Here is a 13,091-nt window from a genome sequence, read left to right as displayed (position 1 = left end):
TTCTAAATTATATCGCACTCAATAAATAGTACAAATATAATCCTAATTATCAATATACTTCAAAAGAAAAGAATATCAAACAAAATCGTTATACTTTTTTTCAGTATAATGAACTCTTTGAATAATTTAAGTAAAATATATTTGATTTATTGCACCACTTAATAAATCGCCCAAAAATTATAATTATCCTATTATGAAGAGATTTATAAAATGATGCTTCTTTAAAAAGAAAGTTAAAACGCAACCTATTTTATAGTATCATCAGACCAACGCATAATTATATCCCACTTTCATTGCAAAGAATCTTTATTATGAATTATATCTTGGTTATTGGCAGTTTAAATGCAGACTTAGAAACCGATGTAGATCGTTTCCCACAACCTGGTGAAACATTACTAGGTGGACCTTTACATGTCAGTTGTGGAGGGAAAGGAAATAACCAAGCAGTTGCCGCTGCCAAACTTGGAGCCAACGTGACTATGTTGGGAGCATTAGGTAAAGATAATTTTGGAGATATGTTATTCCAAAACCTAAAAGCAAACCATATTAATACAGATCATATTCTTATTCGAACAAACAAACCCTCTGCAACCGCGCTTATTACACGATCACAAAACGAAAACCATATTATTGTCACTGATGGTGCCAATAATACGATCACTCCTAATGATATTATTGCTGCTACAGATTTAATCAAAAAAAATGATATTATTTTGTTACAACAAGAGATCCCTTTAGATACACAAATCAAAACCATTGAAATTGCGCATCAATACAATAAAATTATTGTTCTTAACCCCGCCCCTATGCGCCCTTTACCCAAAGAAGTCACAGAAAAAGTCAGTTATCTCCTTCCCAATGAACATGAAATCATTGCCCTAGGAAGCAATCCATCTGATACCCCAGAAAATATTATTCTCAATTCTACAACACCAATTATCATGACATGGGGTAGCAAAGGCGTATTATACAAAAATAACCATCAACAATTACACCATTTACCAGCTTACTCTGTTCCAGTTGTTGATAGTACTGGGGCTGGAGATACATTTTGTGGTGCTTTTTGTTGTTTTATACATCTAGGATTGGAAATCGCCTTAAGAAAATCATTGCAAGCTTCTGCCTTATCTGTCACACGTGCTGGAGCTCAAGGGGGAATGCCAACATTACAAGAGTTGGAAAGCTCTGATCTATATTAATACATAAAGTTTTAAACCGATATGAATTATGATTTTTTTCATTATGTTGATTTGATTGGCACGCTTGCCTTTGCAATCAGTGGTGCTTTGGCTGCTATTAACCGTAATTTAGATATTTTTGGCGTTTTTGTTATCTCTTTTATTACTGCCTGTGGGGGGGGGGTGATCCGTGATATTTGCATTGGCTCCTTTCCCCCTGCTGGATTAATTAATCTAGAATATCTCATCATTGTAATTTTATCGGTTTTTCTATGTGGTTTCTTTCAAAAATTACTATTGAGACTTAATCATCCTACCTTGTTTTTTGATGCCATAGGTTTGGGTTTTTTTGCGTCTTTTGGTGCACATAAAACCTATTTCTTTACTGGCAATAGTGAGCTAGCAATTCTACTAGGTATTGTAACCGCTGTAGGCGGAGGAATCCTCAGAGATACATTAACAACAACCATTCCCTCTGTGTTGACCAAAGAAATCTATGCCTCTGCCGCTATTGTTGGTGCTGTTATTCAATTATTGGGTGAAAACAATATCATTAACCCCGCATTAGCGCCATGGTTGGCCATTCTAATTTGCAGTTCTATTCGATTGCTCTCTTTGAAATTTAAATGGAATTTACCATCAATTAAACAAGTTCAATAAACAACTTGCATGATTCTTATATTTTTTCTAAAAGAAAGAAACACCTAATAAAAATCTATTAGGACCCGTAGCTCAGCTGGATAGAGCGTCGCCCTCCGAAGGCGAAGGTCGTGAGTTCGAATCTCGTCGGGTCCGCCATCAAAAATACCAGTATTTGGTCTTGTTGCAAATAGTGAATTGATATGTAATATCCATAAAGCGAGCTAATTTAGACGAATATATTATTATTTAAACCGAATAAATTTTTAATGAGCTTTACTTGTTCGTTGATTGTCCATTTTCCTTTAAAACCCAGTCCTTTTTTAATCCAGAGAATGGCCTCATATCCTTTGAGTGTTTTTCTTGCTGTATGAAAAGATTGAAAACAGCCATTCTTTGGGATCATTCTCTTTACTCTAAAATGATCATTTTCTATTCCCTGTTGTAAAGATTTCTTGGTTTCATGAACGCAGTGATTGGGAAGGATATGCTCATTCTTCATGGTCTGTATGGTTTTTGGAAACGGTAATGCTTTATCTGTTCCAATATGGGTTGGAGCGAATAGACCATCTTTTTTAAACGCCTTTCTAAAGAAACGTTGTGCTGCTTTGATATTTCTTTTAGCTGTTAATAAGAAATCAATAGCAGTTCCATTCTTATCAATGGCTTTATATAGATACTTCCACTGGCCTTTTACTTTGATATAGGTTTCATCAATCCATTAAAATGACGACCTTTAAAATCATCCTTAGATCTTAATATAAGCTTGCTATAGATACCAATAGACATAAATCGTTCCAATATATAAATATTCAAACAACTTCTATATCATACTAAAATACATAACCTAAATTTGCGACAAGACCAAAATTTACAATAAATATTCTATTTCTTGGATTGTTTGTTGTAACTGCTCTTTATTAGAATACAAATACCCACTAAGGGAAATATCACTGTCCTCATGATAAAGAAAACTAAATTCTAATTTATAGATATTGCCTTTTGTAACAATGACGGATCTAAATGGGTCTCTATCTATTACATATTTCAACGCAATCAATCGATTTTCATCATTTAGAAAACAATCCCCCTCATCATGATTGATAAGTTGCTTTAATCCACGATTGAAATTTTCTAATGCGTCATAACTTATGACAATATCTTTTGATGCAAACTTACATTCGAGTTTTTGAAAATAGATATTGCAGTTTACATTGTCCCCAGACTGCCATTGTTTTTTATCAGTATTCGATTGAGTAACATTGATCTGAATTAATTCACGTTCACCTTTAATTTCTATCATTATTTATTCCATTTTCCATATTTATAATCTATTAAAGTGATAATAAATCTTGATGGAAATCCCATAAAGCTGGTCTGGTAACTACAAAAGATCCTTTTAAAATCAACATATCCTCATCTATATCTTGAACAATATTTGGATCAACAAACTTAAATTCGATTATGTAGTCTAAAGAATCCTTAATCTGTTTACATTCTAAAGAAGCGTCAGGGTATATAAAGCAAAATGAACAACTATTATACTCCATGTCTTTTATTAATGGTTTGGATGTTTTCGCAGACCAAGAAGGGAATATTTTCTTTAATTGTATTGTTAACCAAGAATCAGGTTCTTGATATAGTTTTTCTTTAACACTGGAAATCGGTTTCTTTTTTAGTAATTCTTGTAAATCCCATTTAAACTCCGAGAAAAGTCCATCATCACAATAATCATCTTTACACATAAAAAAAACATCATTATTTTTATAATAGAAAGTATATTCTATACCACCACCACTCGTATAATTAACTTCGAGCTGGAGAACACCATCATCTTTTCCTTTAATTTCAATCATCATAACCATCCCAACGCCAATCTATATCTTTTTTATCATCATATTGACTCTTTCTTGTTGCATATACATCCTTTTTAAACTGTTTTATATTAGTTCCATGTAACTATATTCAAAATCTATTAAAGTGATAATAAATCTTGATGGAAATCCCATAAAACTGGTCTGGTAACTACAAAAGATCCCTTCAATTCCATTGCATCATCAGGAGTATTACCAGTAAAATATGGATCATAAAACTCGAACTCAAATACATAATCCGAAGAATCTTCAATCCTTCTACAGTGCAAAGAAGCGCAAATACTTACAAACGGAAAAAAACCACAATCATCTACATTATCATATGTTTTTTTAAACCAAGAAGGGAAGCTATTTTTCAATTGCCTTCTAAACCAAGAATCAGGTTTACAGTTTAATGTTTCGTCAATACTAATCTTTGACCTACTTTTTAACAAATCTTCTAAACTGCTACGAAAAGTTGATAACGAAAGAGCTGTATCTTCTTCATCTTTACATATAAAAAATTATATTCTACTCATTCAGTGTAATTAACTTCGAGCTGAAGAATACCACCATCTTTTTCTTCGATTTCTATCATTTACCTTTGCTCCACTGCCATTCTGGATATCTTTCATCACTGTTATATTCTATGTGTTTTGTTGCATCAACTTCCTTTTTAAACGCTTCTATATCGTAATTTTTTAACTCTTTTATCTTTTATATATGGTTTTTTATAAATTGTAGGAATTGATCGGGTTGTTTACAGTGATATGGAATATTACTGTAATGAACATGCATAGGAAAACGAAGCTTACGCTGTATCATCGAGAAGAGATATGGCGGTTACATCTTCAAGAGAAAGTCACGGTAACCGATCTGGCTAAGCGTTTTATGGTCAGCAGACCTACGATTTATGTTGTATTAAGGCGAGCTCGGTTGCAATTTTTTGTGCCGATGTCCAGCACGAATGAGCGTTATAAAACGATCAAATATGGCATTAAACGCCTTGCTAAGATTGAAAAAACACTTGAGGACAACCTCAGATGGCAAGTCAAAAAATATAACAACTCTTATCCTAGGGAGATGGTGCATGTCGAGACTAAACGGCTTCCTTTGTTGAAAAATGAGACTAAACAGCAAACTCGGGAGTATCTTTTTGTAGGTATTGATGATTTTTCTCGAGAACTCTATGCAGGGATTTACAACGATAAATCTCAGTTTAGTGCAGCTCAGTTCCTACAAGACGATGTGCTGGTTCAATGCCCTTATATGATCGAATGTGTTTACTCTGACAATGGCAGAGAATACCAAGGAACGCTTGAACATCTGTTTGTTAAATCTTGTTATACCAATCGGATTAACCAGAAATTTACCAAGCCGGCTTGCCCTCAAACCAATGGCAAAGCAGAGCGCGTCATTCGCACACTCATGGAAATGTGGCATGAGCGTGAATTGTTCGTCAATGCTCAAGATCGAAAGTTAAAGTTGAAACGTTTTATTAATTATTATAACACTGTTAAACCCCATAAAGGCATTCAAGGAAAAACACCCTATGAGGTCTTAGATGGTTATTTTAAACAAAATCTGTAAACAATGCGAACAATTCCTACACTTTATAGATAGTTATAGCCCTCATTCAATATTTGCGACAAGACCAAGATTTTGAGAATATCCTTTTGTATTTCTGTATTTTTAATTTTTGGTTTCATAAAGATCAATAATAAGGTAAAGAAAATTATTTGAAATGGCTCTATAATATATTGATGGGTATAAAACACTGGTAGAACAATTTATGGATTTTATCCGTGATTATAGTTATTACGGATATTTACTCGTTGGTTTAGTGATTATGTTGGAAAGTATGGGGCTTTTGCTGCCTGCTGAAACAATGTTGATTGCCGCCTCTATATATGCTGCCTCCCCAAATAGTGGGTTGAGTATTCATTTAATTGCATTATTTGCAATTATTGGGGCTATTATGGGGGATAATTTTGGATATTTTATAGGGCATAAAATTGGATATCATGTTCTTAAAAAATACGGCCCTAAAATAAAATTAACTCCAGAACGATTATTGCTAGGCCAGTATTTGTTCAAACATCATGGTGGTAAAGTTGTTTTTATTGGACGCTTTATGGTGTTGCTACGTCTTTTTACCGCTTTATTAGCAGGTGCTAATAAAATGCCTTGGAAAGGCTTTATGTTTTATAATGCCTTGGGTGGCATTGCTTGGGCTGGTGGATATAGTTATGTTGCTTATTTCCTAGGAAAGCAAATCCTACAACTTGAAGGAACCATCGGAATCATATTAGGGGTTATTGGTGGTGTTATTTTGCTCTCTTTTGTCTGGTTCATCCATAAAAATGAAAAGAGATTAATTCAACACGCTCAAAAAGAAGCTGAGCGTGAAGCTGCCGAGTTAGATCACAGTTTAAATAATTAAATTCGTTTAAAAATCCAAAAAATAGGCTGTCTGCCTGCTTGATATGCTTTTTGTTCATATCGCGTGGATGGCCAATCAGATGGACGTTCAGTCGTTTCTAAGATTTTCTCAAAATAAGACTGATTTCCCATAACCTCTAATACCCACTCTTGATAGGTAGGATCATCACTGGCAACATGCCAGTGAGCACCAGAACGTAAAATCCGATGTAATAATGGAATACGATCAGGATGCACAAAGCGGCGTTTTGAATGACGTGTTTTTGGCCAAGGATCAGGGAACATTAAAAAAAGTTTATCAATGGATTGATCAGGAAATTCACGAATTAAAATACGTGCATCTTCATTCCATATTCTCAGCATATTTGGAACAGGTGCCGTTTTTTCATCGTCTGTTTCATCCAATAAGTTTGATAATAAGGAACAAACCCCATTCTCAAAAACTTCACAGGCAATATAACCCACATCAGGATTGACTTGATGTCGGGCAAGGCTGTGTTCTCCACCACCAAAACCAACTTCCATCCATACTTCTTTTGGTTGTTGGCCAAAAGCACTGCTTGGGTTTTTTAAAGCAGATTGTGGAAATTTAATACGAGGAAGATAATCATTATATAAACGTTGTTGACGATCACGCAGAGGATGTCCACGACGACGACCATATAAACGTTCAGTAGCTGGCTTTTCATTTTCTAATGAAAAGAGAAGCTCCTTCTCAGAGGAGCTTTTCTTTGTACTATTCATAACAAACAGTCTTTACAAATTAACGATTGAACGCATTACGTAAAGTGTCAACAAGGTCGGTTTGTTCCCAAGTAAAGTTGTCTTTCTTGAGATCAGGTGTACGACCAAAATGACCATAAGCAGCAGTTTCTCTGTAAATCGGACGGTTTAAGCGTAAATGTTTACGGATTCCTCTTGGGGATAAATCCATGACTTCACGCAATACTTTTTCCAATTTTTCTTCGTTAATGTCTTTACCACTATTATGTAAATCAACATAAACTGACAAAGGATGAGAAACACCAATTGCATAAGAAATCTGTAAAGTACAGCTATCTGCAAGACCAGCAGCAACGATGTTTTTGGCAAGGTAACGACAAGCATATGCAGCAGAACGATCAACTTTGGTTGGATCTTTACCAGAGAATGCGCCACCACCATGCGGTGCAGCCCCACCATATGTATCCACGATGATTTTACGCCCTGTTAATCCACAGTCCCCATCTGGACCACCAATGATGAACAGACCCGTTGGGTTAACATAGAATTCATTTTCAGGACACATCCACCCTTCTGGAAGAGTATTGGTGATAAGGTCGCGCAAGGTATTACGAATATCACTTTGCCTCATATCTTCTTCATGTTGAGTAGATAACACGATTGAAGTTGCTTTTACAGGTTTACCATTAACATATTGCAAAGTGACTTGGCTTTTTGCGTCTGGAAGGAAGCCTTTGCCCTTTGGATCACTGGATTTACGAAGGTCATTCAGATTTTGTAAAATCTTATGAGCATAATAAATCGGTGCAGGCATTAAACTGTCTGTTTCTGTGGTAGCATACCCAAACATGATGCCTTGGTCACCAGCACCTTCATCTTTGCCTTCGCCACTATCAACACCCATCGCAATGTGAGCTGATTGGGCATGAAGAAGATTCAAAGCACTGGCATTTTTCCATGAAAAGCCCTCTTGATCGTAACCGATTTCTTTTACGGTTTCACGAGCCTTTTCAATAAGCAATTCTTTGGTAATGCTTTCTGGGCCACGAACTTCACCAGCCAAAATAATTTGGTTTGTGGTGACAAGAGTTTCACAAGCTACGCGAGCTTCTGGATCGGCGGCAAGATAAGTATCCAATACGGCGTCGCTGATACGATCAGCAACTTTGTCTGGATGTCCTTCAGATACTGATTCAGAAGCGAACAGAAAATCGCTATTGTTTCGCATAATTTTTCTGCTATCCCATCTAATTTAAATGTAAAAAACGAATTTTATAACAGACCCTTTTGTAACGTCCACGTCAAGAGTAAAAGTAAAAAAAACTTTACCTATTGCACAGGATCAAGCCCCAAAACATGGTTCATGCCATATAAACCTGCGGGCTTTCCTGCACTCCATAACGCAGAACGAACAGCACCTTTGGCAAAAATACGACGATCAAATGCTTTATGAGTCAAACTGATTTCTTCTACATCGGATAGGAAAATAGCACTATGTTCTCCAACGATTTGTCCGCCACGAAGTGCAGCAAATCCAATAGCTCCTTCTTTACGACCCCCAGTCACACCATCACGACCAGAGTTTTTTACATCTTTTAGCTGCACATTTCTTGCTTTGGCGATAGATTCTCCAATTGCCAAGGCTGTGCCAGAAGGGGCATCTACTTTTTGTCGATGATGGGTTTCCACAATTTCAGCATCATATTGAGAGGCAGGCAATGCCTTTGCCAACTCACCCGCAAGGCGCAACATCAAGGTTACACCAGGTGAAAAATTGGCAGCTTGTATGACTGGAACGATGCTGGCTGCTTCTTGAATTAATCGTTGAGTATCCTCATCAATACCAGTGGTTCCCAAAACCCATGCAACATGACTGTTTTTAAAGGCTTTGGCATGCGTTGCAGTAATAGAAGCATTGGTAAAGTCAATAATGACATCACTCACTTGGATAAGCGCATCAATGGTATCAAAAACGGGAACGGTGTCAGATATAGTTTTGATATCCTTGGACAAAGCTGTTCCACCTGATAAAACTGCGTTTTCTTGCTGTTGAACTTCTTCGACCAATAAACGCCCAACTCGCCCAGTAATTCCAGCAATACCAATTCGTAAAGGAGATGATGTCATTTTTAAACTTTCATATTAAGAAATAGAATCAAGATTTTCCTTCGAAGAAATCCCTGACTTTACTAAAAAATCCTGATGTTTCAGGACTGCCTTGTTCGTGTCCATCTTGGGATTCTTTTTCGAATTCTTCAAGAAGTTCTTTTTGACGTTTGGTAAGATTTTGAGGCGTTTCAACTTTGACCTCAATATACATATCCCCACGTGAAGCAGACCTTAATACAGAAAATCCTTTGCCACGCAGGCGGAATTGTTTGCCTGATTGTGTTCCTGTTGGGATTTTCACTTTGGTTCTGCCACCATCGATAATTGGCACTTCGATTTCAGCACCCAATGCGGCTTGGGTCATTCTTACTGGAATACGGCAAAAAATTGTGCCGCCGTCACGTTGAAAGATTTCATGGGGTAAAACGCTGACATGAACGTATAAATCACCAGGAGGTGTTCCATTGCTTCCAGCCTCACCTTCGCCAGCGATACGGATTCGAGTTCCATCTTCGATCCCTGCAGGGATATCGATTTCAAGTTCTTTTTCTTGATTTTCTAAGCCAGTACCTTGACATTTTTTACATGGATTGCTGATGACCTGACCTGACCCATGGCAAGTATGACATGGACGTTCGACAAGGAAGAAGCCATTTTGAGAGCGAATTTTTCCTGACCCATGACAGGTAGGACAAGTTTGGCTACCTTTTGCTTTGTCTTCAGAGCCAGAACCATTACAACTTGTACAAGATTTTTTACTTTGGAATTTAACGGTCTTTTTTACGCCAGAAAAGGCTTCAGTTAGCTCAATTTCTGTTTGAATTTGGATGTCGGCTCCAGTGCGTCTTTGTCCTTGACCACCACGGCGCATTCCCATCATGTCACCAAACATGTCGAAAATGTCGCCAAACCCACCAGCTCCAAATCCGCCTGCGCCTGGTCCACCATTTTGGAAGGCATCATGACCATATTGGTCATAGGCTGCTTTTTTTTGTTCGTCTTTTAAAACATCATAGGCTTCATTAACTTCTTTGAATTTAGCCTCTGCCTCTGGATCACCTTGGTTACGATCAGGATGATATTTCATCGCTTTTTTGCGATAGGCTTGTTTTATCTCTACTTGGGTCGCAGTGCGGCTGATTTTCAGCACTTCATAATAATCTCGTTTAGACATTGATTTTCTCAATATAGCTTATTTTGGTGTATAATAAATCAGCCCGCCTTCGAAGAGAAGCGCGGGCCTCAAAGTAATCTAAGGTATATTGAAATGAATATACCTTATTTATTTAGATACCTGCGAAAAGATCAGGTAGATTTCTTATCATTATGGTTGACGTCTTCAAAATCGGCATCAACAACGTCTTCTGCAGGTTTTTCAGAAGATTCTTGAGCGCCAGCTGCCGCATCTGCACCACCTGTTGCTTTATAGATGGTTTCACCAATTTTCATCAATAGTTGAGAAAGTTTTTCTGTCGCTGTTTTAAGTTCAGCAACATCGCTGCTTTCTTTTTTAGCTTTAACATCAGCAACAGCAGTTTCGATTTCTGTTTTGGTTGCATCATCAAGTTTGTCACCATGTTCTTGTAGATTTTTTTCTACTTGAGCAACCAATGAATCTGCTTGGTTTCTGGTTTCAACCATTTCTTTTTTGGCTTTATCAGCATCGGCATTTGCTTCTGCATCTTTAACCATGTTTTCAATATCCGCATCAGATAGACCACCAGATGCTTGGATTTTGATTTGTTGTTCTTTACCTGTTGCTTTATCTTTTGCAGATACGGAAACGATACCGTTTGCATCAATATCAAAAGTAACTTCGATTTGAGGAACGCCACGAGGTGCAGGTGCAATGCCTGTTAAGTCAAAATTACCTAACAATTTATTGTCTGCAGCCATTTCACGTTCACCTTGACAAACACGAATGGTAACAGCATTTTGGTTGTCTTCAGCAGTAGAGAACGTTTGGCTTTTCTTGGTTGGAATGGTTGTATTTCTGTCGATCAAACGTGTAAATACACCACCTAATGTTTCAATACCCAAAGATAATGGGGTAACGTCTAATAAAAGAACGTCTTTAACATCCCCTTTTAATACCGCACCTTGAATTGCTGCACCAATAGCAACAACTTCATCAGGGTTCACGTTACGAGCAGGCTCTTTACCAAAGAATTCTTTAACAGTTTCAATGACCTTAGGCATACGGGTCATACCACCCACTAAGATTACTTCATCAATACCACCAGCAGACAACGCAGCATCTTTTAATGCAGATTTACAGGGTTCAAGAGTTCTTTTGATAAGATCTTCAACAAGGCTTTCTAATTTTGCACGGCTTAGTTTAAGAACCAAATGTTTTGGTCCAGAAGCATCAGCGGTGATGAAAGGTAGGTTGATTTCAGTTTCTTTAGAAGAAGAAAGTTCAATTTTTGCTTTTTCAGCAGCTTCTTTCAAGCGTTGTAAAGCAAGTTTATCACCACGAAGATCAATACCTTGTTCTTTTTTAAATTCATCAGCAAGGAATTCGATGATACGAGAGTCAAAATCTTCACCACCAAGGAATGTATCCCCATTGGTTGATTTAACTTCGATCACACCGTCAGAAATCTCAAGAACTGAAATATCAAAAGTACCACCACCCAAGTCATATACAGCAATGGTGCCACTGTTTTTCTTTTCTAAACCATAAGCCAAAGCAGCAGCTGTAGGTTCGTTAATAATACGAAGGACTTCAAGTCCTGCGATTTTACCTGCATCCTTGGTTGCTTGACGTTGTGCATCGTTAAAGTAAGCAGGAACAGTAATAACAGCTTGTGTTACTTTTTCACCAAGATAAGATTCTGCTGTCTCTTTCATTTTTCCAAGGATAAATGCAGAAACTTGAGAAGGTGCGTATTTTTTGCCACGTGCTTCAACCCATGCATCACCATTGTCACCTTTAACGATTTCGTAGGGAACCAAGCCTTTATCACGTGCAACCATTTTATCATCAAAACGACGACCAATTAATCTTTTTACAGCGTATAAAGTGTTGCTAGGGTTGGTTACTGCTTGTCTTTTAGCAGCTTGGCCGACCAACATTTCATCACTTTCGGTAAACGCAACCATAGATGGGGTCGTGCGTGCACCTTCGCTGTTTTCGATAACTTTTGTTTCGCTTCCTTCACGGATGGAAATACAAGAGTTTGTTGTACCTAAATCGATACCGATCACTTTACTCATAAATAAGCTCCTTTTAGCAACTTTCAATAAGACCCGAAGCGTCTTGTAAAAGTCCTTTATTTTAAAATGGTTATCACCCTAATGATCTCCCAATCTTGGCTAAGCCATAGGAGTGATATAAGATATAAATATGTATCCTCGAGGTATGTTTCAAGGAATTTTATCTAACTCTATATTATACACAAAAATTTCATTAAGTCAGCAACTTAATATAAATTTATCGTAGTTTTTATTCTTTTTTCTCGCTAGCCTTGGCAACAATGACCATTGCTGGTTTTAATAGACGATTATTTAATGTCCATGTAGGTGTCCAGCTTTGAATTACAGTCCCAGAAGGATGTTCATCAGAGGGTTGTTCAGCCATTGCTTGATGTTTATTTGCATCGAATGGAGCCCCAGTCGGATCTTCATATTTAATGCCATTTTTTTCCAAGATTTGTAAGAAAGAACGTTCTGTACTTTCAAAGCCTTCACGCATTTTAGTCAGGATCGGATCTTCTCCTTCTGTTTTCGCAGGTAGGCTATCGATACCACGGCGTAAATTTTCAGCTGCTTCGACCACATCACGTGCAAATTTTTGCACTGTATATAAACGAGTATCATCAAGTTCTTTTTTGTGGCGATTGCGTAAATTTTGATTTTCCGCTTCTGAACGCAACCAATTGTCTTTGGCATCTTGCAGTTCGGCCTTTAGCTGCTCTACAGAGTCTGTTTCAGTGGCAGTCTCTTCTGTAGCATCTTGCGTTTGATTGAAAATGGTTTCATGTCCAGAAGGCACATCTTCTTGTTCAGAGCCGATATTGACCTCTGTGTCATTTTTTTTATGGTCTTGTTGTGTCATAATATTTCATGTACTTTTATTGTTAATATTGATAATCAGAACAAGCTCTTATTTTTCAGAACAAGCTTGAAGATAATTTATCAACTA

At 37.1% G+C, this 13,091-nt stretch carries 13 protein-coding genes and 1 tRNA gene; 5 read left to right on the top strand and 9 right to left on the bottom strand.

From position 1 onward, the window contains the following. The first annotated feature begins 311 nt into the window (after window positions 1–311). From QJV33_RS05300 to QJV33_RS05290, 3 genes are all read left to right on the top strand, one after another. The gene (locus QJV33_RS05300) at window positions 312–1,199 is read left to right on the top strand and encodes a ribokinase (RefSeq protein ID WP_281462336.1); all 888 of its coding nucleotides are present in this window, start codon (window positions 312–314) and stop codon (window positions 1,197–1,199) included. Window positions 1,200–1,220: 21 nt separating this feature from the next. Then, a complete protein-coding gene (locus QJV33_RS05295) occupies window positions 1,221–1,838 on the top strand; it encodes a trimeric intracellular cation channel family protein (protein WP_281462335.1) in 618 nt (205 codons plus the stop codon). Between the two features lie 61 nt (window positions 1,839–1,899). Next, a tRNA-Arg gene (locus QJV33_RS05290) sits at window positions 1,900–1,976 on the top strand. 70 nt (window positions 1,977–2,046) lie between these two features. Here the strand turns inward: QJV33_RS05290 and QJV33_RS05285 are convergent. The 3 genes from QJV33_RS05285 to QJV33_RS05275 form a co-directional block, all read right to left on the bottom strand. Further along, the gene (locus tag QJV33_RS05285; protein ID WP_281463390.1) at window positions 2,047–2,481 is read right to left on the bottom strand and encodes a DDE-type integrase/transposase/recombinase; all 435 of its coding nucleotides are present in this window, start codon (window positions 2,479–2,481) and stop codon (window positions 2,047–2,049) included. 207 nt (window positions 2,482–2,688) lie between these two features. Further along, complete coding sequence (locus QJV33_RS05280; protein WP_281462334.1) at window positions 2,689–3,120, bottom strand: hypothetical protein; 432 nt, start codon at window positions 3,118–3,120, stop codon at window positions 2,689–2,691. Window positions 3,121–3,151: 31 nt separating this feature from the next. Continuing rightward, complete coding sequence (locus tag QJV33_RS05275) at window positions 3,152–3,676, bottom strand: hypothetical protein (RefSeq protein ID WP_281462333.1); 525 nt, start codon at window positions 3,674–3,676, stop codon at window positions 3,152–3,154. Window positions 3,677–4,456: 780 nt separating this feature from the next. On the opposite strand from QJV33_RS05275, the gene QJV33_RS05270 reads away from it, so the two are divergent. Then, window positions 4,457–5,260 carry an integrase core domain-containing protein gene (locus QJV33_RS05270; RefSeq protein WP_281462332.1) on the top strand — a complete coding sequence of 268 codons (804 nt, stop codon included), beginning with the start codon at window positions 4,457–4,459 and terminating at the stop codon, window positions 5,258–5,260. 202 nt (window positions 5,261–5,462) lie between these two features. Further along, window positions 5,463–6,113 carry a DedA family protein gene (locus tag QJV33_RS05265; protein ID WP_281462331.1) on the top strand — a complete coding sequence of 217 codons (651 nt, stop codon included), beginning with the start codon at window positions 5,463–5,465 and terminating at the stop codon, window positions 6,111–6,113. On the opposite strand, the gene trmB is transcribed toward QJV33_RS05265, so the two are convergent. The 6 genes from trmB to QJV33_RS05235 form a co-directional block, all read right to left on the bottom strand. Then, complete coding sequence (gene trmB / locus QJV33_RS05260) at window positions 6,110–6,856, bottom strand: tRNA (guanine(46)-N(7))-methyltransferase TrmB (RefSeq protein WP_281462330.1); 747 nt, start codon at window positions 6,854–6,856, stop codon at window positions 6,110–6,112. The genes QJV33_RS05265 and trmB overlap by 4 nt on opposite strands. Before the next feature lie 19 nt (window positions 6,857–6,875). Then, a complete protein-coding gene (gene metK / locus QJV33_RS05255) occupies window positions 6,876–8,063 on the bottom strand; it encodes a methionine adenosyltransferase (protein WP_281462329.1) in 1,188 nt (395 codons plus the stop codon). A 101-nt stretch (window positions 8,064–8,164) separates the two neighbouring features. Beyond that, on the bottom strand, window positions 8,165–8,962 hold the full coding sequence (dapB, locus tag QJV33_RS05250) for a 4-hydroxy-tetrahydrodipicolinate reductase (protein ID WP_281462328.1): 798 nt from the start codon (window positions 8,960–8,962) through the stop codon (window positions 8,165–8,167). 28 nt (window positions 8,963–8,990) lie between these two features. Next, window positions 8,991–10,118: a molecular chaperone DnaJ gene (gene dnaJ, locus QJV33_RS05245; protein ID WP_281462327.1), complete on the bottom strand. Its 1,128-nt coding sequence runs from the start codon at window positions 10,116–10,118 to the stop codon at window positions 8,991–8,993. Between the two features lie 131 nt (window positions 10,119–10,249). Continuing rightward, complete coding sequence (gene dnaK, locus QJV33_RS05240) at window positions 10,250–12,163, bottom strand: molecular chaperone DnaK (protein WP_281462326.1); 1,914 nt, start codon at window positions 12,161–12,163, stop codon at window positions 10,250–10,252. A 229-nt stretch (window positions 12,164–12,392) separates the two neighbouring features. Beyond that, window positions 12,393–13,004: a nucleotide exchange factor GrpE gene (locus QJV33_RS05235; RefSeq protein ID WP_281462325.1), complete on the bottom strand. Its 612-nt coding sequence runs from the start codon at window positions 13,002–13,004 to the stop codon at window positions 12,393–12,395. Window positions 13,005–13,091 lie beyond the last annotated feature (87 nt).

The sequence above is a fragment of the Commensalibacter nepenthis genome, from assembly GCF_029953305.1.
In the GTDB taxonomy this organism is placed as follows: domain Bacteria; phylum Pseudomonadota; class Alphaproteobacteria; order Acetobacterales; family Acetobacteraceae; genus Commensalibacter; species Commensalibacter nepenthis.
Note: the sequence above shows the minus strand (reverse complement) of the source record. Positions and strands in the feature narration are given on the sequence as shown.